Source organism: Amycolatopsis sp. CB00013, assembly GCF_001905755.1.
Taxonomy (GTDB): domain Bacteria; phylum Actinomycetota; class Actinomycetes; order Mycobacteriales; family Pseudonocardiaceae; genus Amycolatopsis; species Amycolatopsis japonica.
In genome coordinates this window covers 77,742-100,925 of sequence record NZ_LIWC01000002.1, presented here as the reverse complement: position 1 = coordinate 100,925, position 23,184 = coordinate 77,742, and the positions used below count along the sequence as shown (strand labels likewise).

Below are 23,184 nucleotides of genomic sequence, written 5' to 3'. Positions count from 1 at the left end.
ACGGGTCAGACATGGATCCCGCGATGTCGCCGGACGGGCCGGGCGGGAACCGGTACCGCGGCGGTATCGGTCCCCTTGGCCGCGGCCAGGACACGTTCCAGAACCGACAGAGAGGTGGTGAGCAAGGAAATCTGGTTCTGGATGCGGGTCTTGGCGATCTCCAGTTCGCCGGTCATCTCCGGCGAGGGCACCAAATGCGTGTGGTCCCCGGAAACACCAGGAAGGAGTTCCGCGATCTTGCCGCTGCACAACCCGGCCGAATAGAAGAGCTGGATCTGCAGCACCCTGGCGATGTCGTCTTCGGTGAAGGTCCGGTAGCCGTTGCCGCATCGGTCGGGTCGCAGCAGGCCTTCCGTTTCGTAGTACCGCAACGAGCGGACGCTCACCCCGGTTCGCTTCGCCAGTTCGCCGATCCGCATGAGTCCACAGTAGCCGCGGAAACCGAGGTTGACCGTGACGCCGGTGTCAGGGTTTAGCTTCGCGTTCATGAGGTTGCTAGAAGCGTTCCGCGGTACCGCGATCCAGCTGCCGAACCGCGTGGCGATGGCTCCGATGACCAGGGGTCGCGCCGACGATCTCACCGGAGTGCCACATCCGCTGACGGCCGAGTACTACTCGCAACGTGCGAGCGCCGGGTTGATCGTGAGCGAAGGCATCTGGGTGAACAAGACCGGCAAGAGCGGCCCGGGAATCCCAGGACTGGTGACAGAGCAGCAGGCCGAGGCATGGCGTGAGGTGACGGCGGCCGTGCACGAGGAAGGCGGTCGGATCTACGCGCAGCTATGGCACGCGGGACGGGTCAGCCACCCCGGCGTGACGGGCCGGACACCGGTGGCACCGTCGGCGGTCCGGCAGGCCGGACGGATCTTCTCGGCCGGCGGCTGGACGGACACCGTCGAACCCCGCGCGCTCGGCGAGGAGGAGATCGGCGAGGTCGTCCAGGACTTCGCCGACGCGGCTCGCCGGGCCGTCGAGGCGGGATTCGACGGTGTGGAACTCCATGGCGCCAACGGCTATCTCATCCAGGAGTTCCTCGCCGGCAACACCAACCTCCGGGGGGACCGTTACGGCGGCTCGATCGCCGCCCGGCTCACCTTCCCGCTCGAGGTGGTGGCGGCCGTGACCGAGCAGGTCGGTGCGGCCAGGGTCGCTCTGCGAATTTCGCCGGGCAACCCGGAGAACGACATCGTGGAAGACGATTGGAAGGAGGTGTACACACGACTGCTCGCGGAACTCCGCCGGTACGAGCTCGCGTACTTGCACGTCATCGATACCCCTGACGTCGAAGTGCTGTCGCACCTGCGGCCTTTGTGGCCGGGAACGCTCGTCGCGAATCTGCGATCCGAGAAGCCGACGAGCCGCGCCGAGGGGGAGTCCTTGATCGGAGCCGGTCTGGCCGACGTGGTCGCCTTCGGCAGGTTGTTCATCGCGAACCCGGATCTGCCTGCCCGATTCGCTCTCCACGCCCCGCTCGCCGAGGCGGATCACGACGTCTACTACGGTGCCCGGCTCGACGGCTACACCGATTTCCCGGCGTTCGAACCGGACTCGGCGAAGTTCGCCTGTTCGGCGCGCAGCTGATCTTGGCCGCCCGTTCTACAGTGCGGGGATGGTCAAGACGGCAGTGGAAATCGCGGCGGCTGTGCGCGCCAAGGAACTCGACCCGGTCGAGGTGACGCGTGAGGCGTTGGCCCGGATCGCGGCGGCGGACGGGGTGGTCGGCGCGTTTCGCCGGGTGCGGGTCGACGAAGCACTCGCTGAGGCCGCCGCCGTCGCCGAACGCGCGGATCTGGCCGATCTGCCCCTGGCCGGGGCGCCGGTCGCGGTCAAGGACGTCGCGCCGATCGAGGGCGAATACGCCTCGTGGGGTTCACGAGCGGGCTCGTCGACGCTGTCCACTGAGGACGGTGAGATAGCGCGGCGGCTACGCGCCGCCGGTGCGGTGATCGTCGGCCTGACCCGGGTGCCGGAGCTGTGCATCTGGCCGTCGAGCGACGATCCGGACGGGACGGCGCGTAATCCGCGCAACCCGTCGTACGCCGCCGGCGGTTCGTCGGGCGGGAGTGCCGCGGCCGTCGCGGCCGGACTCGTGCCCATCGCGCACGGCACCGACGGTCTGGGCTCGATCCGGCTGCCGTCCGCGATGTGCGGGATCGTCGGTCTCAAACCGGGTAAGGGCGTGGTCCGCGTACCGGGGGAGAACGGCTGGTTCGGCCTGTCCACGCACGGTCCGATGACGACCACGGTGGCAGACGCCGCCGTGTTGATGTCGGTCCTCGCCGAACAGCCCGGCCTGGCGGATCTCGCCGAGCCGAAGCGGTCCCGTATCGCCCTGTCGACCCAGGTCCCGTTGACGAGGGCGCCGCTGCCGCGCGCGTTCAGCCGGGCCGTCACCCGGGCCGGAGAGCTGTTCCGCGAGGCTGGGCACACCGTCGCGCCCGGAACACCGCGATACAACGCCGGAGCGATCGGTGGCCTCCTCGCGCGCTGGGTCGCGGGCCCGGCCGAGCAAGCGGCCGAGTTCGATCTCGGCGCACTCCAGCCCCGTACCCGTACCCACGTCCGGCTCGGTCGGCTGATGGCCAAGCGCGTCCGGGAGACCACCCGGGAGCGCTGGCTGGAGCGTGCCGAAGAGTTCTTCGCCGACCACGATGTCCTGGTCACGCCCATGATCGCGACCCTCCCGCTCAAGGCACGCCCGTGGCACGACAGCCGATGGATCGCCAACGTGCTGCCGTCCCTGCGTGTGGCGGGTTTCGCCGGGCTGTGGAATCTCGCGGGCTATCCGGCGATGTCGGTGCCGATCGGCGTGCATCCTTCGGGCATCCCGGCCTGCGTCCAGCTCGTCGCCGCGCCCGGCGGGGAAGCGCTCCTACTGGGCCTCGCCGCCCAGCTCGAAGCGGCCAATCCCTGGCCACGCACGACCGCCTCCTGACCAAGCCCGAAAGAAAGCAAGGGACCTTTGCTACCACTCTCCACAAGGGAGTGGTAGCAAAGGTCCCTTGCTACTTCGCGCTGGTCAGGAGCCGGTTTTGGCCGGTGACGGCTTCTGCCCGTTCGCCTTCGGGCCGCTCTGCTCGCTCTGTCCGTTCTTCGGCGCAGCGGCGGCAGGCGCCGAAGAAGCGGGCTTGGTGGGAGAGGGTTTGGCGGCGGCCGGAGCGGTCGCCTTCGAGGCGGGCGGCTCGGCAGGCTTACCCGCCGGCTTCGTTTCCTCGGCCTTCTTGTCTCCGCCGACGAGCTTCGAGGCGTGCGGGATCACCGACTCCTCGGGCAGCGCCGCGAGCATCGCCTCGCTGCCCTTCAGGACCTCGTCGGCCTGCATGAGGCTCTTGCGGGCCTGTTCGCGGATCTCGGCCAGCCGCTCGACCTTCCGCTGGGCGGCCGTCGTGCGCTGGGCGGCCGTCGTCGTGGCCTCGTCGAGCCGGCGCTTGGCCTCGCTCGTGGCCTCGTCGATGCGGCGCTTCGCCTCCGCGGTGGCCTCCGCGATCCGGCGTTCGGCCTGGTTCTTGCTGGCCGTCTGCTGGTCGGCGATGTGCTTCTCGTGCGCCGCCTTCTGCGCCGAGATCGTCTGCTCGAACTCGCGCTCGATCTTCCGGCGCTTGCGCTCGGCCTCGTTGTCCAGCAGTTCCCGGCGCTGGGCGGCCTCGACGGTCAGCCGCTGGACCTCGGCGCGCGTCTCGGCGAGCGCGGATTCGTGCTCGGAGTGCAGCGCGTCCGCCTGCTTGTCCAGCTCGGCGACGAGCCGCGTGTAGCGCTCGCGGAGCTTCTTCGAGGCTTCACTCGAAGAAGCCCAGTGCTTCTCGGCGGCGACTTCGGCACGCTTCGTGATCTCTTCCGCGCGCGCCTGCGCGAGCGTGACGGTGCGCTGCATCCGCTCGTCGAGGTCTTCGAGCCGTTCCGGCGGCTTCTTCAGTTCCTCGATCCTGGCGTTCAGCTTCGCCACCTCGTGGCGAACGGTTTCGAGTTCGCGCGTGGCCGAGGTCGCCTGCGCGATCGCGGCGTCGCGGTCGGTGATCACGCGATGCAGCTGGGCTTCGAGATGATCCAGATACTGGCGCACTTCGTTCCGGTCGAAGCCGTGCCAGGCCTGGGTGTACTCGCGCCGCAGGGGCAACAGGCCGTTGTCTCGCTCGGGAACCATGGCCACGACGGTACCTGCGTACGCGGGGTCGCCGTTGTCAGGCTTGGTGATTCACCGACGTGTGTCGTCTCTCAGCTGCGATCCCTCACCTGAACGGCCGCCACCCGTGTGCGCAGTGTCACCAATGGAAGCCGCGGCTGAGCCGGGCGAGGGCCATCGCCGCGCGGGACAGATGCTGCTCGCCCTTCCCGATTTTGAGTCCGCCTTCGCCGCCCGCGGCCGCGGAGTCCGGGAACACGCGGAATCCTTGGTAGGCCACGGCATCCGTGAGCCCCGGCGTGAGCGTGTACGCGAGCCCGATCGCCTGCCCGGCGGGTGTGCCGATGTGCTTCGGACGTTCCCGCAGCGCCTTCATCACCATGTCCGCGGCCTGATCCGGGGATTTGGTCGGAAACGCGTCATAGATCTTCGTCGGCCGGATCATCGGCGTCCGCACGAGTGGCATGTGGATGGTCGTGAAGGTGATTCCGTCGCCGTGGGTCTCGGTCGCGGCGATCCGGGAGAAATAGTCCAAAGCGGCCTTCGACGCCGCGTACGCCGAAAAGCGCGGCGCGATTCCCTGCACACCGATCGACGAGACGTTGACGATATGCCCGAATTTCCGCTCGGACATATGCGGCAGCACCGCGAGGATCAGCCGCACCGCGCCGAAGTAGTTGATGGCCATCGCGCGTTCGTAATCGTGGAACCGGTCGTACGACAGTTTGATCGACCGCCGGATCGAGCGCCCGGCGTTGTTCACGAGCATGTCGATCCGGCCGTGCTCGGCGAGCATCGCGTCGACCGCCTTGTGCACCGATTCCTCGTCGGTCAGGTCGGCCGGGTACACCGACGCCGTGCCGCCGGCGGCGATGATCTCGTCCCGCACTTCTTCGAGTTCGTGACGGCGCCGCGCGACGAGCAGCGGCACCCCGCCCGCGGCCGCGACCTTGATCGCGGTCGCGCGGCCGATCCCCGAGGACGCGCCGGTGATGATCACGCGACGGCCGTCCAGTTCGCCGCGAGGACCGTGCTTGCGCGCGCGGAACGGATCCAGGTGCTCTCGCCAGTAGCGCCACAGGGTGGGCGCGTACTCCTCGATCCGGGGCACCTCGACACCCGAGCCGATGAGTGCCTTGCGCGTCGACGCCGACGAGAACACCGACGGGAAGGCCATGGTCTCCAGCAGTACCGGCGGGATGCCGAGCCGCTCCATGACGGCGTCGCGCGCGATCGTGAAGCCGGGGATGTGCTCGCTCAGCTTCACCAGGTTGACGATGCCCTTGGACACGCGTTCGTTGAGCTGCACGGAGATGGTCGGCGCGCCCGCGGCCTTCGCGAAGGCGTTGTAGACCGAGACGACCGGCTGCGGCTCCGGGTTGACCAGGTGGAACGCGCGCCCGTCGAGGCCCTTCGTGGTGACCAGGGCGTTCAGCGACTCGGCGACGTAGTCGACCGGGACGACGTTGGTGTCGCCGAGGTCGGGGCCGACGATCGGCACGTCGGGGAGCCCGGCCAGCCTGCTGATCGCGGGGAACAGGTAGTACGGGCCGTCGATCTTGTCCATCTCGCCGGTCTCGGAGTTCCCGACGACGACCGCGGGCCGGTACACCCGCCACGGCACGTCCTGCTGCTCGCGAACGAGGCGCTCCGCCTCGAACTTCGTGCGGTGGTACGGCGTGAGGAGCCGCTGGCCGACGTCGAACATCTCCTCGGTGAACATGCCCTCGTGGTCCCCGGCGACGGCGACCGAGGACACGTGGTGCAGGCAGCCGGCGTTCAGCTCGGCGGCGAGCGCGATCACCTGCGCGGTGCCTTCGACGTTGGCCTTGATGCTGGCTTCGTCGTCGGCGGTGAGGTCGTAAAGGGCGGCGAGGTGCACGACGTGGTCGACGCCGCGAAGCTTCTCTCGATCCTCTTCGCCGACGCCGAGCAGCGGCTCGCCGAGGTCACCGGTGACGAGGGTGACGCGTTCGGGATGCGGCCAGGCGTTCACGAGTTTCGCGAGTTTGTCCCGTGAGGACGCTCGGACGACGAGCGCGACCTTGTCGACGTCGTCCCTGGTGAGCAGTAGCCGGGTGAACTGGCGCCCGATCAGTCCGGTCGCCCCGGTCACCAGAAAAGTCGCCATCTGCCTCACCCTTCACCGTGCTCGCCCGCGTCCCCCGGCATTCTGCTGCATCGGGACGGCGAGGACCACCACGGCGCCGGTGAAGTTACTCACGGGTAACTAGGCTGGGTCGGCGATGACGACCCGGTTCTCGGCGTAGCCGGTCTCCCCGCCGACCCAGCGGCCGCCGCAGGTGACGAGCACTATCCGATGCGGACCGGACTGGCCGAACAACTCGTCCGCCCGCTGCGGCAGCTCGTTCTTCTTCAACGTGATCAGCTGGGAGACCTTGTACTGCCAGGACTTCCCGGCCTTGTCGACCACGGTGACGGCGCCGCCGATCCGCTCGGTCCACAGTTCCGCGAACGGACCCGTCGCGCCCTTCCAGTTCACGTGCCCGGCGAACACGCTCGCCCCGGTGGCCGAGCTCAGCTCGGCGCCCCACCAGGTCACCTCGCCGAGGTTCTCCGGCACCGGAAGCTCCGCGCCCGGCCCGAGTTCCTTGCGCACGAGTTTCGCCGCGCCGCCCGCGGGCAGCCGGATCGTCCCCGGGCCCTGCGGCTTCGGGGCTTCAGGCTCCTTCGACGGCGGCGGAGCGGACGTCGGGGTCGTGGGGGCGATGTCCGGCGGAGGCGGGACCTCCTGCTGTGCGGGCGCGGCGGGGGCGCCACCCGCGACGGTGACGGAGACGGGCTGAGCCGTCCCCGTCACCACGGTCGTCGGCGGCCAGATGAGCAGGGCCGCGACGACGTCCGCGCACAGGACCGTGACCGCTCCCAGCGCGAACCCGCGTCGTACTGACATTCCTGAACCCTCTTAGCGTCGCGAAGACCGCCGCGCGGCCACGCCCACCATCACCGAACCGAGCAGCGCGAGCGCGCCGACGCCGAGGATGCCGGCGGTCGACGCCGAGTTCTCGACGGTGCCCTGCATCATCGCCACCGGCCGGTCACCGGCGGGGATGGTGCGCGGTACCTCGTTGGGCGTGTTGGCGACCTTGAGGGCCAGCGTCTCACCCGGCTTGAGCTCGCCGCAGGCGGACGGCGGATTCTTCGGGTCGAACGCGTTGGTGTAGCCCGGCGGCGCGCTGACCTCGACCACGCAGATCTCCTGCGGGGTCCGCAGGTTCTCCACGGTGACCGTGCCGTTCTCGCCTTCGGTGGTGACGACGGCGGGTTTGCCGTCGGCGCCGTTGAGCGGCTTGCCGTCGTGGCCCACGGCGGCGGTGGCCTTGTCCTTGGCGGTGATCCGCAGCGCGGCGCCCGCGATGCCCTTGCCGGTCTTCGCGTCGACCTTGGTCACCTGGACCTTGCCCGGCTTCGCGACGACCGCGACCCCCTGGGCCTTCAGTTCCTTCTCGCCGCCGGTCGACACGACCTTCTGCACGCCGGTCTCGACGGGGAACTGCACGTATGGCCGGTCCGCGGGAGCGGACAACGAGCTGGCCAGCTTCGGCTGGTCACCGGTCGGCGTCACCTTGACCGTGACGGTGCCGTCCTCGCCGGTCTTCACCGTGGTGGCCTTCTCGGCCTTGGCGTTCGAGGTCGACGCGGGCTTCGTGCTCTCGCCGCCGCCGATGGTCGCGTTCGACGGAGTGAGCTGCACGGGCACCCCGGAGATGCCCTTGCCCTTGGAGTTCTTGACGCTGATCGTCCACTCGCCCGCGGTGCCGATGTGCTGGTCGTCCTTCGGCGGCGCGATCGCGGTGGTCCACGGACCGCGGTTGGCTTCGGCATCCTTAGTCAGCTTCTCGACGGCCGAGGCGGCGTCGGCGTGCTGTGCCTTCAGCTTGTCGAGGTGGCTCTGGACGTCGTAGCCGACCTTCTCCGGGGGAAGGTCCGGCTTGAGGTCTTCGGGGGAACGAGGCTTCGACGTCCACGAGTGCAGCAGGTGCGCGAGCGCGGCGGCCTCGGCGTTGTCCTTGGTGCCGCCGTAGCGCAGCAGCAGGTAGGAGATGTTGGCCGCGGTGTCCTCCGGGAGCTTCGCGCCCCATTTGTCGAGGAGTTCGTCGCCGGGCTTGTACTTCTCGTTGGTGTCCGGCGCCTTCAGCTGGAAGGAGACGCAGAACACGTGCTTGCCGTTGACGACGTAGGAGCCCAGCCAGTCGCGTTCTCTGGGCTTGCCGTCGACCGTCTGGCCGGGCGTGACCTTGTAGCCGACGCCTTCGTTGTCGACGGCCGAAGCCGGTGTCGCCGCGACGGTGGCGGACAAAGCGCCTAGCAGGCACGTCGCGATCAGGCTGGTCAAGGCGCGCGAACGCACGCTCGGGCGTGTGGTCCACCCCATGGTGTGTTGACTCCTTTGGCCGTGCTCTGCCGTCGACGCCTGTACGTCGACGCAGGTCACACGATCGATAGGTTCCCCGACACGCCTTCGGTGATTATCCGAACACGCACCGTGGAGGGTGTCCTGTGAGCAGCGCTTTTGGCAATAGGGCATCAGGTGGGGTATCGGTGAACGGTCGGTGATCTCCGCCGCATACGGTGTGGGGGATGGGCGTCGCGCCGATTGTGAGTAAAGTCGTCTTTACTTCGACGGGAACCGGGCGGCCCTCGCGGTCGTTGAACCCGATGCAGGTGCCAGTAGATCCAGGAGGATCAGGTGCGATCCAGTAGCAACCCGGCGTTCCGGAACCTGCCGCGTGGCGCGGCTCAGTACGGACCCAACGTAGGCTTCAACCAACCCCAGGGCGGCGTGCCCGGCTACGGCCCTCCGCAGACCTCCGCCGGCGCCGACGACCGTCCGATGACCGTCGACGACGTCGTCATCAAGACGGCGCTGAGCCTCGGCACCGCGCTGGTGACCGGTGTGCTCACCGCGATCTGGGCGCTCAGCCAGCTGCCCACGGACGCCGCGGGCCGGATCACCGGTATCAGCGGCGGCGTGATCGGCGCCCTCGTCGGCGGCATGATCGTCGGCCTCGTGATCTCGCTCGTGATCATCTTCAAGCAGAAGCCGAGCGGCCCGCTCACGCTGGCGTACTCGGCGGCCGAGGGTGTCTTCCTCGGTGCGATCAGCGGCCTTTTCGAGGCGCTGTACCCCGGTATCGCGCTGCAGGCGATCATCGGTACCGCGGGTGTCTTCGTTGCGATGCTGGTCGTCTACAAGACCGGCGCGGTCAAGGTCACCCCGAAGCTGACGAAGTGGATCATCGGCGCCGTCGTCGGCGTCGCGATCCTGATGCTGGTCAACCTCATCACCAGCTTCTTCGGCTTCAACCCGCTGCGTGACGGCGGGCCGATCGCGATCATCTTCAGCCTCGTGGTGATCGGTGTCGCGGCGTTCAGCTTCCTGCTCGACTTCGACCAGGCCGACCGGATGATCCGCGAAGGCATGCCGTCGAAGTGGGCGTGGTTCGCCGCCTTCGGTCTCATGACCACGCTGGTCTGGCTGTACCTCGAGATCCTGCGGCTGCTGTCGTACTTCCAAAACGACTGACGCCGATTCTCCGCGAAAGGGCGCCCCGAGCGATCGGGGCGCCCTTTTCCGTGGCGGCGAATACCCTGCTGGCATGACCGAACACAGGCGTTCCAAGTGGTTCTGGCTGGGCATCCTGCTGCCGGTCGCGATCGTGGTGCTCAGTGCGTCTTCGTGGATCATCGGTTATCTCTCCAGCACGGACGACGTCCGGGTGGGCGACTGCTACGCGGTCACCACCTTCGGCGACGTCGACGAGGATCCGGCCAAGGCGGACTGCGGATCCGTCGAGGCCAACGCGAAGGCCGGGGCGAAGACCGACGCCGGCGGCGCGTGCCCGGCGGGCGAATACGATCAGCTCACCGTCGACAAGACGTTCGCCTCGTACCGGCTTTGCATGATGATCAACGCGAAGCAGGGCGACTGCCTCGAGAACTTCCTCGCCGACAGCGTGGCCTATCAGAAGGTTCCTTGTTCGGACCGCGCGAAGGACGCCGAAGTCCTGAAGGTGGTCGACGGTGTCGCGACCTGTGACGACACGGAGGCCACCCATCTCAAGAGCTACTCGACGCCACCGTCGACGGTCTGCGTGAAGAGCCTCAAATAGCGACCTCCACCAGGGGCTTTCACTCTTTCAGGGGGCTGGGTGGTGGCCTTGATCACGGTAAGTGTTTGATACCGAGGTTCTCATTCCTCTTCACACCTGTGAGGTTTCTCGGTGACCACTTCCCAGCCGGCCCCTGGGGGCCAAATGCCGGTGGGACAGCCCGACGTTTTCGGTCAGCCGTCTGCACCCAAGAAGTCCAAGCTCCGTTGGCTGAGATTCGCCATCCCGGTGCTCGTCGTCGTGATCGGCGGCGGTTTGTTCCTCTTCAATCACTTCACCGGGACGGGCAGTGCCCAGGCCGGTGAATGCCTGAGCGTGACCGAGTTCTCCCGGACGGCCGACGAGCCGAAGAAGGCCGATTGCGGCGCGCAGGAGGCGAACGTCAAGATCGCCGCCCGCGTGGGTGGCGGCGAGTCCTGCCCGGAGGGCGGCTACGACAGCATCTCGATGTCCGGCCGGATCTCGTACACGCTGTGCCTCATGCCCAACGTCAAACAGGGTGACTGCCTCAAGGGCTACACCTCGAAGACCGCCGGCTACCAGAAGGTGTCCTGCACCGACCCCGCCAAGGACGCGGAACTGGTGAAGATCGCCAACGTTTCGGACGAGGCGACCTGCGAGGGCACCGAAGCCAAGCGAGTGGCGACGTACTCGACGCCGCCGACCACGATCTGCATCAAGACGGCGGAGTAGACCTAAGCGCGTGAAGGCCCCCTTTCCTCGGCTCAGCGGAGGAAAGGGGGCCTTCACGCGTGCCGGGGGAGCAAGGGACCTTTGCTACCACCCCGCCATCCGGCCGCGTCGGAGCCGCCGTTCGTCGCACAGTGTGGGACGGGCTGCGATCGGGTGGTCACCGGTCCTAACGTTGCTCGTCCCCCACCCCGCCGATCGATCAGGAGTCCTGGTGGCGACGACGGAAACCCAAGCCGGTGAGAAGAAACTCTTCGACTTCCCGACCTCTTGCGCCGCCCCGGTCCCGCGACCGGAGGAACCGGTCAAGGTCGTGCCGCTGGCGGTCGCGGGAGCCCTCGCGGTCGGGCTGACCTGGTACGTCTGGGCCGCGCACGGCGCGAAGTTCGGGGTGCTGCTCATCCTCGGCCTGCTGCTCGGCCTCGCGCTCTTCCACTCCCGGTTCGGATTCACCTCGGCCTGGCGTCAGCTGATCGCGGTCGGGAACGGCCAGGGCCTGCGCGCGCATACCCTGCTGCTCGGCACGGCCGCGACGTTGATCGCGCTGATCGTCGGCACCGGCTCCGGGCTCTTCGGCAGCACTCCGAAGCCGACCGCGGGCGGGCTGGGGCTCGCGCTGTTCGTCGGCGCGACGATCTTCGCCATCGGCATGCAGCTGGGTGGTGCGTGCGCGTCGGGAACGTTGTTCGCGGTCGGCTCCGGGCAGTCGACGATCGTGCTCACCCTCGGCGGGTTCATCACCGGATCGGTTCTCTACACGTGGGCGTATCCGCTGCTGTCGGGCTGGCCCGAGTTCAAGGGTGTCCTGCTCGCCGACCACGTCGGCTGGTTCGGTTCGTGGGTGATCACCGTCGCCGTCCTCGCCGCGATCGTGCTGGGCACCCGGTTCGTGCAGAAGCGCCGCAACCCGCCGCCGGTCGACGTCGTCCCGACCGCGCGCGGATTCGCCCGGATCTACCGCGGCTCCTGGCCGATCCTCGTCGGCGCCGTCGTCCTCGGTGTGCTGGCGGGCGCGGTCTTCCTGGTCTCCGGCGGGATCTGGGGTGTCACGAGCGCGTTCAGCCTGTGGGGCGCCAAGATCCTGCAGGTGTTCGGCCTGCACCCCGAGACCTGGGAGTTCTGGCGGATCAAGGCGAACGCGGCTTCGCTGGCGGGGCCGATCTGGAAGGACAAGAACAGCCTCACCGACATCGGCATCATGATCGGCGCCGGGGTGGCGGCCGCGGCGGCGGGCGCGTGGAAGATCCACAGCTCGATCCCGTGGCGGACCGCGGTGGCCGCGGTGCTCGGCGGGATCCTGATGGGCGTCGGCGCGCGGATGGCCGGCGGCTGCAACATCGGCGCCTACCTCGGCGGTATCTCGGTCGGCAGCCTCCACGGCTGGCTGTGGGGCGTCTTCGCGCTCGGCGGCACCTGGATCGGGCTCAAGCTGCGGCCGCTGTTCGGGCTCGGTAACCCTGCCCCGACCGACAGCGTCTGCTGATCACTCTTCGTGACAACCTGTACGCGGGCCTGCCCTTTCGGCCCGCATACAGGGAAAAAGTTGGCAGGTAAAACCCGTGTTCGGCTACCCTCGGCTACATACCTGAGTTTGTGCCCTCGTGCACAAGCTCGGTTGGGGAAGGCCCGGCGCTTCGCCGGGCGTCGATCTCGTAGTCGCGACCACGGGGGTTGTCGCGTCCACTCAGTACCAGGGGACGGACCTTTCATGTCAACGCAAAGCCCGGCCGCACCGGGCGGAGACAAACTCGACGCCGGCGTGCTCAAGGTCGCCGGCGTCGTCATCCTCGGCGCGATCATGGCGATCCTCGACACGACGGTCGTCAACGTCGCGCTCCAGAAACTGACCATCGAGTTCCAGACCTCGTTCGACACCATCCAGTGGATCGCGACCGGCTACATGCTCGCCCTGGCGACGGTCATCCCGATCACCGGCTGGGCTTCGGACCGCTTCGGCACCAAGCGGCTCTACATGACCGCGATCGGGCTGTTCCTGATCGGCTCGATGCTCGCGGGGATGGCCTGGGACGTCGAATCGCTGATCATCTTCCGGGTCCTGCAGGGCTTCGGCGGCGGCATGCTGATGCCCGCCGGAATGACGATCCTGACCAGGGCCGCCGGTCCGCACCGGATCGGGCGGGTGATGGGCGTGCTCGGGGTGCCGATGCTGCTCGGCCCGATCGGCGGCCCGATCCTCGGCGGCTGGCTGGTCGACGCGGTGAGCTGGCGCTGGATCTTCTACATCAACGTGCCGATCGGCCTGATCACCATGGCGATGGCCTGGCGCCTGCTGCCGAAGGACCGGCCGGAGCCCAGTGAGCGGTTCGACTTCGTCGGCATGCTGATGGTCTCGCCGGGTCTGGCGGCGCTGATCTTCGGCGTCTCGAACATCCCGGCGGCGGGCGGTGTCGGCGCGGTGGACGTCTGGCTGCCCGCGCTGGCCGGGGTCGCCTTGCTGGTGGCGTTCGTGTTCCGGGCGAACCGGGTCACGAACCCGCTGCTCGACCTGAAGCTGTTCAAGAACCGGTCGTTCTCCGTCGCCATGGTGACGATGACCTTCTTCTGTGTCGCGTTCTTCGGCGCGATGCTGCTCCTGCCGACGTATTTCGTGCTGGCGCGCGGCGAATCGGCGATGAACGCCGGTCTGCTGCTCGCTCCGCAGGGTGTCGGCGCGATGCTGACCATGCCGATCGCGGGCCGGTTCGCGGACAAGATCGGCGCGCGGAAGATCGTGCTGCCCGGTCTCGTGCTGATGCTCGCCGGGCTGATCGCCTTCACCCAGATCACCGCCGCGACGCCGTACTGGCTGCTGCTTTCGGCGCTGTTCGTGATGGGGCTCGGCATGGGCGCGACGATGATGCCGATCACCTCGGCCGCGTTGCAGACGCTCAAGTCGCAGGACATGGCGAAGGCTTCGACGGCGACGAACATCTTGCAGCAGACCGCCGGGGCGATCGGTTCGGCCGTGCTGTCGATCATCCTGGCGGCCCTGCTGGCCGGGAAGTTCGGCGTGCCGACCGCGCAGGGGCAGCTGGCCGCGACGGCCGCGGTGATGAACCCGGCGACGCGCGAAGCGGCTTCGGGGCTGACCGCGGACGCGTTCTCGACGACGTTCCTGTGGTCGATGATCCTGCTCGCGCTGTGCCTGATCCCGGCGGCGTTCCTGCCGAAGACCAAGCCCGCGCCGCCGGGGGGCGCGGTCGACGGTGAGGTCGCCGCGGCGCCGCCGGTCATGACCCACTAGGGCACGAAAAGGGAGCAAGGGACCTTTGCTACCACTCGCTTAGCGTGGCTAAGTAAGCGGTAGCAAAGGTCCCTTGCTCCCTTTCCGCAGGTCAGCGGGTCAGGAGAGGCGCTCCAGCACCATCGCCATGCCCTGGCCGCCACCGACGCACATCGTCTCGAGACCGAACTGCTTGTCGTGGTGCCGCAGCGAGTTGATCAGCGTCGAGGTGATCCGCGCGCCGGTCATGCCGAACGGGTGGCCGACGGCGATCGCGCCGCCGTTGACGTTCAGCCGGTCGAGGTCGATCCCGAGGTCCTTGTACGACGGGATGACCTGCGCGGCGAACGCCTCGTTGATCTCGACGAGGTCGATGTCGCCGATGGACATCCCGGCGCGCGCGAGCGCCCGCTTCGACGCCTCGACCGGGCCATAGCCCATGATCTCCGGCGACAGCCCCGAAACGCCGGTCGAAACGACGCGGGCGAGCGGCGTGAGGCCGAGTTCCTTCGCCTTGGTGTCGGACATGATGATCACCGCGGCGGCGCCGTCGTTGAGCGCGCAGCAGTTGCCCGCGGTGATCCGGCCGTCGGGGCGGAAGACCGGCTTGAGGCCGGAGACGCCTTCGAGGGTGACGCCGGCGCGCGGGCCGTCGTCCTTCGAGACCACCGTGCCGTCGGGCAGGGTCACCGGGGTGATGTCGTTGGCCCAGAAGCCGTCGGCGATGGCCTTCTCGGCGAGGTTCTGCGAGCGGACGCCGAACTCGTCCATCTCCTCACGCGAAACGTTCTTCAGCCGCGCCAGGTTTTCGGCGGTCTGGCCCATCGCGATGTAGACGTCCGGCAGGACACCGTTCTCGCGCGGGTCCGTCCAGCTGTCGGCGCCCTCGGCCGCCACCTGCGCGGTGCGGGCCTCGGCGTCGGCGAACAGCGGGTTGTGCGTGTTCGGCCAGGAGTCCGAGCTGCCGTTGGCGAAGCGGGAAACCGTCTCGACACCGGCGGAGATGAACACGTCGCCTTCGCCGGCCTTGATCGCGTGCAGCGCCATGCGGGTGGTCTGGAGGCTCGACGAGCAGTACCGCGTGATCGTGCAGCCGGGCAGGTGGTCGTAGCCGAGTTCGACGGCGACGGCCCGGCCCATGTTGAAGCCCTGCTCGCCGCCGGGGAGACCACAGCCCAGCATGAGGTCTTCGATCTGCGTCGGGTCGAGTTCGGGGACCTTGTCGAGCGCGGCGCGGACCATCTGCGCGGTGAGGTCGTCCGGGCGGATGCTCACCAGCGATCCCTTGCCGGCGCGGCCGATCGGGGATCGGGCGGTGGAGACGATGACGGCTTCGGGCATGGAACGACACTCCCTTGTTCTCGATCCAGACGCGCTAAGCGGTTGCTCACCTCGCATCCTCCACCGGAGGGAGGTGCGGGTCAAAGGCGAACGCGACCCACGCCACTCTTTCAGTCGGCCCCGTCTGATCCCGGTTCTCACGCCGCCCGGTTGAGTGGACACATCGCGACCTGCGGCGTTTAGGCTGTGGGAGTGGAATACGTCGAGCACATCGTGGACCTCGTGGGCAACACCCCTCTGGTCAAGCTGAACGCACTGGCCGAGGGGCTGCAGCCGCTCATCCTGGCCAAGGTCGAGTACGTCAACCCCGGCGGCAGCGTCAAGGACCGCATCGCGCTGCGGATGATCGAAGCCGCGGAGCGTTCCGGCGAACTGAAGCCCGGCGGCACCATCGTCGAGCCGACGTCCGGCAACACCGGCGTCGGGCTGGCCATGGTGGCGCAGCGCAAGGGATACAAGTGCGTGTTCGTCTGCCCGGACAAGGTCAGCGAGGACAAGCGCAACGTGCTCAAGGCCTACGGTGCCCGCGTCGTGGTCTGCCCGACCGCGGTGGCGCCGGAGCACCCGGACTCCTACTACAACGTCTCCGACCGTCTCGTCCGCGAGATCGAAGGCGCCTGGAAGCCGAACCAGTACGCCAACCCCGAGAACCCCGCCAGCCACTACCACTCGACCGGCCCGGAGCTCTGGAGCCAGACCGAGGGCAAGATCACGCATTTCGTCGCGGGCGTCGGCACGGGCGGCACGATCTCGGGCACCGGCAAGTACCTCAAGGAGGTCAGCGACGGACGCGTCCAGGTCATCGGCGCCGACCCCGAAGGTTCGGTGTACTCCGGCGGGACCGGGCGGCCGTACCTGGTCGAGGGCGTCGGCGAGGACTTCTGGCCGGACACCTACGACCGTGACATCGCCGACCGGATCATCGCCGTGTCGGACGCCGACTCCTTCGACATCACCCGCCGCCTCGCGCTCGAAGAGGGGCTGCTCGTCGGCGGTTCGTGCGGTATGGCCGTCGCCGCCGCGCTCAAGCTCGCCGAGGGGCTCGGCCCGGACGACGTCGTCGTCGTGCTCCTGCCCGACGGCGGCCGCGGCTACCTCACCAAGGTGTTCAACGACAGCTGGATGTCCTCCTACGGCTTCCTGCCGCCGGACTCCAGCGGCGCGACCGTCGGCGACGTCCTGATGAAGAAGAGCGGCTCGCTGCCGAGCCTCGTGCACAGTCACCCGAACGAGACCGTCGCCGAAGCGGTGGCGATCCTTTCGGAGTTCGGCGTCAGCCAGATGCCCGTGGTCAGCGCGGAGCCGCCGGTCATGGCGGCCGAGGTCGTGGGCGCGGTCAACGAGCGCGATCTGCTCGAAGCGCTCTTCACCGGCAAGGCCCAGCTGGCCGACCGGCTCGAGCAGCACATGTCGCCCCCGCTGCCGACCATCGGCGCCGGTGAACAGGTGAGCGCGGCGATGGAGGCGCTCTCGGGTGCCGACGGCGCGCTGGTGCTGGTCGACGGCAAACCGGCGGGTGTCGTCACCCGGCACGACCTGCTCGCGTTTCTCGCGGGACGGTAAAGAGGCATTTCATCGGATGGTCGGGCCGGGGCGTTACGAGCGGCCCACCCGGCTATCCGATAGCGTGTCGGGTGAGTTGAACTTTTATGTCCTCGTCAAGGGGGTTCAAGACCCAAATGAGTGCTCCGCAGCCACCGAATCAGCCTTGGGGTGGCGCCCAGCCACCGCAGGGACCCCCGAGTGGCCCTCAGCCGCAGCAAGACAACCCGTTCGGTTCCCCGGAACCGACGCAGGTGGTGCAGCCCGGTCAGCCGGCCCAGCCCGACTACGGGCAGCCGCAGTACGGGCAACAGCCTTCCCCTGAGCAACAGGGCGGCGGGTTCGGCGACACGCCGGAGCCCACGCAGGTCGTGCAGCCGGTCCAGCCGGGTTCCGGCGACGCGAACGCGACCCAGGTCGTGCAGCCGGTGAGCGGTGGCGGGGAGAGCCCCACCGCCGAGTCCACCCAGCTCGTGCCGCCGGGTTCGCAGCCGCCCGCCATCCCGTACGCCCCGCCGCCGAGCGCGGCCGACAACCCGGCCGCCGGTGCCTACGGCGCCCAGGGTGGCGGCTTCGGTCAGCAGCAGGGCTTCGGCCAGCCCCAGCAGGGCGGGTTCGACCCGGCGCAGGGCCAGCAGCCCGGTTTCGGCCAGCCGCAGCAGGGCTTCGGCGGACCGCCGCAGGGCGGCTTCGGCCAGCAGCCCGGTTTCGGCGGGCCGCCCCCGGGTTACAGCCCCGCGGCAGCAGGCGGCGGCGGTGGCAACCAGATGTTCGGGTTCATCGCCGGCGGCGTCGTGGCGTTGCTCGGCCTGATCGCCTTGATCGTCTCGTTCGTCTACTTCGGTGACGCCAGCGACTACTCGAAGATCTTCGACAGCGCTCCGAACCAGGAGCAGATCGACAAGTTCCTCGACGAGGCCGGTGTGGCCGGTCCGGGCGCCACCTGGTTCTACGTGATCATGCTTCTGGTCGGATCGCTCGTCTCGATCGCCGGTGGTGTGGGGCTCGCCCTCGCGGGCAAGCTCCCTGGCACGGTGAAGAAGATCGCGCCGATCGTCGTCGCCGCGGGCGGCGCGTTGCTGGTGCTGTTCGGCGTCCTCCTGCTCAGCGGTTCGACCCCGTCGTCGGACTTCCTGGACAAGCTGCCGCCGTCCGCTCGGGAAGGCGCCGGTATCGGCGGTGGCCTGCTGCACCTGCTCCTCGGCATCGTGATCCTGATCGTCGGTGTGCTGGGCCTGATCCCGGCGACCGCGCAGTTCGTCGGCCTCGGTGGCGGCGGTTCGGTGCTGGGCGCCCCGCAGGGCGGTCAGCCCGGTGGTTTCGGCGGTCCGCCGCAGGGTGGTTTCGGTCAGCCGGGGCAGCCCGGTCAGCCGGGCCAGCCCGGACAGTTCGGCCAGCCGCAGCCGGGTGGCTTCGGCCAGCCCGGACAGCCCGGCCCGTCTTCGGGTGGTTTCCCGCAGCAGGGTCAGCCCGGTGGTTTCGGGCAGCAGCCGGGTCAGCAGGGCCCGCCCAGTGGCGGGTTCGCCCAGCCGGGCCAGCCGCCGCAGGGTGGTTTCGGCCAGGCCCCGCAGCAGCCCGGCGGTTTCGGGCAGCAGCCCGGACAGCAGGGGCCGCCCAGCGGCGGTTTCGGCCAGCCGGGCCAGCAGCCCGGTCAGCCCCCGCAGCAGTGGTGATTCGCCGCCACTGAACGGTTTTGTTCGGAACACCCCCGGCCCGTGGCCGGGGGTGTTCCGTTTTGGCCGGGGTATGCCGATTCGCCTGCCACGGCCGGTACCCGCGGACTAGGGTGAGCGCCGTTAACCACACCTGGCCCGACGGGAGCGACGTGACCGGTCCGTACGGATATCCCGCCCAGCAGCCCGGACCGCCAGGTTTCGGGTACCCCGCACCGCAGGCCAAGCCGTCCGGGGCGACGGCGATCATCGCGGCGGTGCTCGGCCTCGTCGGGGCGCTCGCGTCCGGTTTCATCCCGATCCGCTACTTCATCGAGCTCCCGTCGGGGTTCAGCCTTTCGAACCTGCCCGGCTTCGCGCTCGTCGAACTGGTGCTGTACTTGGTCGCCGCGCTGTTCCTGCTGATGGGCGCGCTGACGACGTTCTTCCGTTCGCTGATCGGCGCCATCCTGCTGATCCTCGGCTCGCTGCTCGCCATCCTGGCCGTCGTGCTGGAGCCGATCGCGTTCCGCGTGCCGTACCGGATCCATCTCGACATCCTGCTCCGGTTCGCGACCTTCGACGGTGTCCTCCGGCTGGCCATGGTCGTGTTCGGTCTGGTGTCGCTGCTGCTGGCGGTGCTCCCGCCGACGTTCAGGTACCTGCGCTGGCGGCCAGCCCCGGTGCAGCCGTATCGGCCGCAGAATCAGTTTCCCCAGCAGGGTGGATGGTGAGATCCTGAGCCGTCCGGCTCGGCTTGGGGGAGTTCGATGGGTCAGAACCAGTCTTCGGGGACCGCGATCGGCGCGGCCGTCCTCGCCATCCTGTGCGGCATGCGGTACTTGTCCGAGGCGGGCGCCTTCGTCGGGCAGCTCGCCTTTCTCGGGCCGGCTCCCCAGTACTTCGCCGGAACCGCGTGGAACGGGGTACTGACGGCGGCCTTGTTCGTCGGCGGCATCCTGTTGCTGCTGCGCCGGACCCTCGGCCGCACCCTCGTCGTCGCCGGGACGGCGCTCGCGATGGTGGCGACGTTGCTCGCGAACGGAGCGGCCCGCGCGTACTTCTTCGCCGAAGTGGACGGAGAGCCACTGGTGACAGGCGAGGTGGTCGCGTTCGTCCTGTTCGTGATGACCTTCGCCGCGCTGGTGCTGTCGGTGATCAGGCCGACCTCGGACTGGCTGGAGGGACGGCGTCCCGACGAGGAGGAGCCGTCGAAGCAGGATCGGCTTCCCGGCTGGTAGCCGGGGATGGGACAAGGATTCGGCAAAGGGGAGAAATGACTTACCAGCACTACCCGCCGCAGGGCGGCTACCCGGCACCCGGTGCCTACCCGCCGCCGGGAATGGCGCGGCAACCGAGCGGGGCGACCGGGATCATCGCCGGGATCTTGGCGATCCTCGGCGGGCTCTGGTTCCTCGCCGGGACCGTGTCCCACGTCATCGAGCTCTCCCATTACGTCATTTCGTTCCTCGTCGTCGGGGCGGTGCTGGACTTCGTCAGCGCGGCTCTGCTGCTGGGCGGCGGGATCCTGCTGCTCGTGCGCAAACGCGCCGGACGGGTGCTCACCGTGATCGGATCCGCGGGCGCGATCGGGTTCGTGGCGCTGACCTTCCTGTTCCGGGCGATCGGCTCGAGTTTCTACTTCTCGTACGGCGGGGTGATGCTGCATTTCGGCTTCGGCTGGCTTCTCTTCGTGGTCCTGATCCCGGCGATCGCGACCCTTGTGCTCGCGCTGATCCCGCCGACGGGGCGCTGGCTGGCGGCCAAGAACACTCCCACGCAGCCGCCCAGCTTCGGCTACCCGCCACAGCCCGGCTACCCGCCGGCTCCCGGTGCCCAGCAGCAGGGACAACCACCCGCGCAGTGGTGAGTTCAATCCCAGCCGATGGGATCCCGGGTGGGTGGCCGTACCCTTGGGGGTATGGCCGACGATTACTCTCTGCTGGGCTTCGAGACGCGCGCGATCCACGCCGGGCAGACCCCTGATCCCCGTACCGGCGCGGTCATCGTGCCGATCTATCAGACCTCGACCTACGCGCAGGACGGCGTCGGCGGCACGCGCGAAGGCGACTACGAGTACTCCCGCACCGCGAACCCCACGCGCACCGCGCTGGAGGTCGCGCTCGCGGCGCTCGAAGGCGCGCGGCACGGTCTGGCGTACGCGTCGGGGATGGCGGCAAGTGACGTCCTGCTGCGGGCGACCCTGCGGCCCGGAGACCACCTCGTGCTCGGCAACGACGCGTACGGCGGCACTTTCCGGCTGATCGACAAGGTGCTCAGCCTGTGGGGCGTCGAGCATACGGTCGCCGATCTGGGGAACATCGCCGAGGTCCGCGCCGCGATCCGGCCGGAGACGAAGCTGATCTGGTGCGAGTCGCCGACGAACCCGATGCTGGGGATCGCCGACATCGCCGCGCTGGCCGAGGTCGCGCACGGCGCCGGCGCCCGCCTGGTCGTCGACAACACCTTCGCCACCCCGTACCTGCAGAACCCGCTTTCGCTGGGTGCCGACGTCGTCCTGCACTCGACGACCAAGTACCTCGGCGGGCACTCCGACGTCGTCGGCGGCGCGATTCTGACGAACGAGGACGAACTGCGCGAGCAGCTGTTCTACCTGCGCAACGCCGCGGGCGCGGTGCCCGGTCCGTTCGACGCCTGGCTGACCCTGCGCGGGATCAAGACGCTCGCGCTGCGGATGGAGCGGCACAGCGACAACGCCGAACTGATCGCCCGGATGCTGCTGAAGCACCCGAAGGTCGAGCGGGTCTACTACCCGGGCCTGCCGGAGCACCCCGGCCACGAGATCGCTTCGAAGCAGATGCGGCGCTTCGGCGGGATGATCTCGTTCACCCATGTCGACGGTGAGCAGGCCGCTCTCGAAGCCGCGTCGAAGACGAAGCTGTTCATCCTCGCCGAGTCGCTGGGCGGGATCGAGTCGCTCATCGAGCACCCCGGCCGGATGACCCACGCGAGCACCGCCGGGTCCACCCTGGAGGTGCCGGACAACCTGCTGCGCCTGTCGGTCGGCATCGAGGACGGCAGCGACCTGATCGCCGATCTGGCCAACGCCCTGGGCTGACCGCCGCCGAGCCCGGAGAGCGAGCAAGGGACCTTTGCTGTCGTTCGCGTAGCCATGCTAAGCAAATGACAGCAAAGGTCCCTTGCTCCTTTCGCGCTGGTCAGCGCGGTGTGGTGGGAGGAAGCGCCCGGTTACGGGCGGAAGTTGCTGGGCGTGACGCCGGTCTTCGCGTCCGCCTCGTGCGAAGTCCCCTGCGGCGCGGCGGGCAGCTCCGAGCCGTCGACGCAGCCGCCGACGAGCTCGATGTGGTTGTCGTGCCGGATGTACTGGCCCGGGTCCACGCAGCCGGCGCGGTCGACCGTGTAGACGGCGGCGCCGGTCAGCAGTGCGGCCGAGGTGAGTGCCAGCACGACCGGGAGCATCCCGGCGGAGCGGGTCGCCCGGACCCTGCCGATGTTCCCCCGTGCCATGTGTGCTCCCTGGTCGCCTTCGCCGACGCCGTCAAGAGTACCCGGACCGCGAACTTGTCACGTGACGTATCCGTCAGGTGGCATCTTCCGGCCGCGGATCGGCCTCGAACACCTCAGTCCTCAGTGGACGTCTGACCGGTGATCGCGGCGACCGCGAGTTCCCGTTCCGGCTCGCCGACCTCGGGCAGGGTGAACCGCAACGCCCTGATGTGACCGAGGAGTTCGGGATCGGGGGCGACGTCGTGCTCGCGCAGGTAGTAGGCGACCGCGCCCGGCCAATACCACCGGCCGTCCGTGCGGAAGTTCAACGGCACCAACGGTTCCCTGTCGGGGTCGAAGGCGTCGGCGTCGTAGGTCCGCGACGCCAGCACGACCGGCGCGCCGTCGAGGTACCGCAGCACCCGGTCCCGCTCGGCCGGGGACAGCGGCTCACGGTTCACCATCGGGCGGCCCGACTCGTCGAGACCGTCGTGGACCCGGGGGACGCGCAGCGCCTCCGGGGTTTCGGCGAGCGGAGTCGCCACCGCGGGTTCGGCGGGCGGCTCGGCGTCGAGCCCGGCTCGCTGCCGCAGCCAGGGCGGGATGGACTGCTCGGCGCGCGGGAAGAACCGCAGTTCGTCCTGGAAGCCGATCTGCGGCGGCGCTTGCCGCCACGGCGGCTCCACGTCCGCGAGGAAGTCCGTGCTGAGCACGGTCGCCGGACCGTAGACCAGGATCGCGCTCAGCCAGGTCCCGCGGCCGGGCTGGTACATCCCCGCCCGCAGGTTGCCGAGCAACTGCACGGCTTCCTGGCTCGGCTGCACCGGACGCGGCAGCCCATCCTGGCCGGTGACGAGAAGGTCGACCTCGACATGCCTGCCCGCCGCCCGGAACTCGACGCGCATCTGCCGCCAGCCGGGCGGCAGCGGCGTCGCGAGGGCATGGCCGATCTGCCAGACGAGCTGCTGTTGCTGCTGCTGGTTCAAGGACGCCGGTGGCTGGGTCATGTTCCCT

21 protein-coding genes are annotated in these 23,184 nt (G+C 68.9%); 13 read left to right on the top strand and 8 right to left on the bottom strand.

The window, feature by feature from the left end:
* Positions 1–5: 5 nt before the first annotated feature.
* Complete coding sequence (locus tag AMK34_RS10310) at positions 6–488, bottom strand: MerR family transcriptional regulator (protein WP_051972338.1); 483 nt, start codon at positions 486–488, stop codon at positions 6–8.
* Between AMK34_RS10310 and AMK34_RS10305 the strand changes: the two genes are divergently transcribed.
* Both AMK34_RS10305 and AMK34_RS10300 read left to right on the top strand, forming a co-directional pair.
* Positions 487–1,581, top strand: coding sequence for an alkene reductase (locus AMK34_RS10305; RefSeq protein WP_073844847.1), 1,095 nt, complete (start codon positions 487–489; stop codon positions 1,579–1,581). The genes AMK34_RS10310 and AMK34_RS10305 overlap by 2 nt on opposite strands.
* A gap of 28 nt (positions 1,582–1,609) precedes the next feature.
* Complete coding sequence (locus AMK34_RS10300) at positions 1,610–2,935, top strand: amidase family protein (RefSeq protein ID WP_073844846.1); 1,326 nt, start codon at positions 1,610–1,612, stop codon at positions 2,933–2,935.
* A gap of 84 nt (positions 2,936–3,019) precedes the next feature.
* Here AMK34_RS10300 and AMK34_RS10295 read toward each other — a convergent pair whose 3' ends face one another.
* From AMK34_RS10295 to AMK34_RS10280, 4 genes are all read right to left on the bottom strand, one after another.
* Positions 3,020–4,141, bottom strand: a complete 1,122-nt coding sequence (locus tag AMK34_RS10295) for a cell division protein DivIVA (RefSeq protein WP_073844845.1) — start codon at positions 4,139–4,141, stop codon at positions 3,020–3,022.
* 118 nt (positions 4,142–4,259) lie between these two features.
* Positions 4,260–6,251, bottom strand: coding sequence for an SDR family oxidoreductase (locus AMK34_RS10290; RefSeq protein ID WP_037340779.1), 1,992 nt, complete (start codon positions 6,249–6,251; stop codon positions 4,260–4,262).
* Between the two features lie 99 nt (positions 6,252–6,350).
* Entirely contained in the window at positions 6,351–7,034 is a 684-nt protein-coding gene (locus AMK34_RS10285) for a class F sortase (protein WP_073844844.1), read from the bottom strand.
* A gap of 12 nt (positions 7,035–7,046) precedes the next feature.
* Positions 7,047–8,516 carry a SpaA isopeptide-forming pilin-related protein gene (locus AMK34_RS10280; RefSeq protein WP_073844843.1) on the bottom strand — a complete coding sequence of 490 codons (1,470 nt, stop codon included), beginning with the start codon at positions 8,514–8,516 and terminating at the stop codon, positions 7,047–7,049.
* A 315-nt stretch (positions 8,517–8,831) separates the two neighbouring features.
* On the opposite strand from AMK34_RS10280, the gene AMK34_RS10275 reads away from it, so the two are divergent.
* The 5 genes from AMK34_RS10275 (at position 8,832) to AMK34_RS10255 (ending at position 14,188) form a co-directional block, all read left to right on the top strand.
* Positions 8,832–9,668, top strand: a complete 837-nt coding sequence (locus AMK34_RS10275) for a Bax inhibitor-1/YccA family protein (protein ID WP_038508335.1) — start codon at positions 8,832–8,834, stop codon at positions 9,666–9,668.
* 73 nt (positions 9,669–9,741) lie between these two features.
* Positions 9,742–10,254: an LppU/SCO3897 family protein gene (locus AMK34_RS10270; protein ID WP_038508338.1), complete on the top strand. Its 513-nt coding sequence runs from the start codon at positions 9,742–9,744 to the stop codon at positions 10,252–10,254.
* Between the two features lie 111 nt (positions 10,255–10,365).
* On the top strand, positions 10,366–10,947 hold the full coding sequence (locus AMK34_RS10265) for an LppU/SCO3897 family protein (RefSeq protein WP_228694858.1): 582 nt from the start codon (positions 10,366–10,368) through the stop codon (positions 10,945–10,947).
* 211 nt (positions 10,948–11,158) lie between these two features.
* The gene (locus AMK34_RS10260) at positions 11,159–12,427 is read left to right on the top strand and encodes a YeeE/YedE family protein (RefSeq protein WP_073844841.1); all 1,269 of its coding nucleotides are present in this window, start codon (positions 11,159–11,161) and stop codon (positions 12,425–12,427) included.
* A gap of 225 nt (positions 12,428–12,652) precedes the next feature.
* On the top strand, positions 12,653–14,188 hold the full coding sequence (locus AMK34_RS10255) for a DHA2 family efflux MFS transporter permease subunit (RefSeq protein ID WP_073844839.1): 1,536 nt from the start codon (positions 12,653–12,655) through the stop codon (positions 14,186–14,188).
* A gap of 99 nt (positions 14,189–14,287) precedes the next feature.
* On the opposite strand, the gene AMK34_RS10250 is transcribed toward AMK34_RS10255, so the two are convergent.
* A complete protein-coding gene (locus tag AMK34_RS10250; RefSeq protein WP_038508346.1) occupies positions 14,288–15,508 on the bottom strand; it encodes an acetyl-CoA C-acetyltransferase in 1,221 nt (406 codons plus the stop codon).
* A gap of 192 nt (positions 15,509–15,700) precedes the next feature.
* On the opposite strand from AMK34_RS10250, the gene AMK34_RS10245 reads away from it, so the two are divergent.
* The 6 genes from AMK34_RS10245 to AMK34_RS10220 all read left to right on the top strand — a co-directional run bounded on the left by AMK34_RS10245 (position 15,701) and on the right by AMK34_RS10220 (position 21,781).
* Positions 15,701–17,071 (top strand): cystathionine beta-synthase, encoded by a 1,371-nt coding sequence (locus AMK34_RS10245; RefSeq protein ID WP_038508348.1) that lies wholly within the window; start codon positions 15,701–15,703, stop codon positions 17,069–17,071.
* Between the two features lie 233 nt (positions 17,072–17,304).
* Positions 17,305–18,723, top strand: coding sequence for a hypothetical protein (locus AMK34_RS10240; RefSeq protein WP_073844837.1), 1,419 nt, complete (start codon positions 17,305–17,307; stop codon positions 18,721–18,723).
* A gap of 152 nt (positions 18,724–18,875) precedes the next feature.
* Entirely contained in the window at positions 18,876–19,436 is a 561-nt protein-coding gene (locus AMK34_RS10235) for a hypothetical protein (RefSeq protein ID WP_038508350.1), read from the top strand.
* Positions 19,437–19,472: 36 nt separating this feature from the next.
* Positions 19,473–19,943, top strand: a complete 471-nt coding sequence (locus tag AMK34_RS10230; RefSeq protein ID WP_038508352.1) for a hypothetical protein — start codon at positions 19,473–19,475, stop codon at positions 19,941–19,943.
* A 35-nt stretch (positions 19,944–19,978) separates the two neighbouring features.
* Positions 19,979–20,572 (top strand): hypothetical protein, encoded by a 594-nt coding sequence (locus AMK34_RS10225; RefSeq protein ID WP_073844835.1) that lies wholly within the window; start codon positions 19,979–19,981, stop codon positions 20,570–20,572.
* A gap of 51 nt (positions 20,573–20,623) precedes the next feature.
* On the top strand, positions 20,624–21,781 hold the full coding sequence (locus tag AMK34_RS10220; protein WP_038508355.1) for a cystathionine gamma-synthase: 1,158 nt from the start codon (positions 20,624–20,626) through the stop codon (positions 21,779–21,781).
* A 131-nt stretch (positions 21,782–21,912) separates the two neighbouring features.
* Here AMK34_RS10220 and AMK34_RS10215 read toward each other — a convergent pair whose 3' ends face one another.
* Positions 21,913–22,191, bottom strand: a complete 279-nt coding sequence (locus tag AMK34_RS10215; protein ID WP_037340809.1) for a hypothetical protein — start codon at positions 22,189–22,191, stop codon at positions 21,913–21,915.
* Between the two features lie 113 nt (positions 22,192–22,304).
* Positions 22,305–23,177: a ferredoxin gene (locus AMK34_RS10210; RefSeq protein WP_073844833.1), complete on the bottom strand. Its 873-nt coding sequence runs from the start codon at positions 23,175–23,177 to the stop codon at positions 22,305–22,307.
* Positions 23,178–23,184 lie beyond the last annotated feature (7 nt).

Coding starts and splice junctions, on each gene's coding strand:
- AMK34_RS10305 (WP_073844847.1), top strand. CDS start 487: ATGAGGTTGCTAGAAGCGTTCCGCGGTACCGCGATCCAGCTGCCGAAC.
- AMK34_RS10310 (WP_051972338.1), bottom strand. CDS start 488: ATGAACGCGAAGCTAAACCCTGACACCGGCGTCACGGTCAACCTCGGT.
- AMK34_RS10300 (WP_073844846.1), top strand. CDS start 1,610: ATGGTCAAGACGGCAGTGGAAATCGCGGCGGCTGTGCGCGCCAAGGAA.
- AMK34_RS10295 (WP_073844845.1), bottom strand. CDS start 4,141: ATGGTTCCCGAGCGAGACAACGGCCTGTTGCCCCTGCGGCGCGAGTAC.
- AMK34_RS10290 (WP_037340779.1), bottom strand. CDS start 6,251: ATGGCGACTTTTCTGGTGACCGGGGCGACCGGACTGATCGGGCGCCAG.
- AMK34_RS10285 (WP_073844844.1), bottom strand. CDS start 7,034: ATGTCAGTACGACGCGGGTTCGCGCTGGGAGCGGTCACGGTCCTGTGC.
- AMK34_RS10280 (WP_073844843.1), bottom strand. CDS start 8,516: ATGGGGTGGACCACACGCCCGAGCGTGCGTTCGCGCGCCTTGACCAGC.
- AMK34_RS10270 (WP_038508338.1), top strand. CDS start 9,742: ATGACCGAACACAGGCGTTCCAAGTGGTTCTGGCTGGGCATCCTGCTG.
- AMK34_RS10255 (WP_073844839.1), top strand. CDS start 12,653: ATGTCAACGCAAAGCCCGGCCGCACCGGGCGGAGACAAACTCGACGCC.
- AMK34_RS10250 (WP_038508346.1), bottom strand. CDS start 15,508: ATGCCCGAAGCCGTCATCGTCTCCACCGCCCGATCCCCGATCGGCCGC.
- AMK34_RS10230 (WP_038508352.1), top strand. CDS start 19,473: ATGGGTCAGAACCAGTCTTCGGGGACCGCGATCGGCGCGGCCGTCCTC.
- AMK34_RS10225 (WP_073844835.1), top strand. CDS start 19,979: ATGACTTACCAGCACTACCCGCCGCAGGGCGGCTACCCGGCACCCGGT.
- AMK34_RS10220 (WP_038508355.1), top strand. CDS start 20,624: ATGGCCGACGATTACTCTCTGCTGGGCTTCGAGACGCGCGCGATCCAC.
- AMK34_RS10215 (WP_037340809.1), bottom strand. CDS start 22,191: ATGGCACGGGGGAACATCGGCAGGGTCCGGGCGACCCGCTCCGCCGGG.
- AMK34_RS10210 (WP_073844833.1), bottom strand. CDS start 23,177: ATGACCCAGCCACCGGCGTCCTTGAACCAGCAGCAGCAACAGCAGCTC.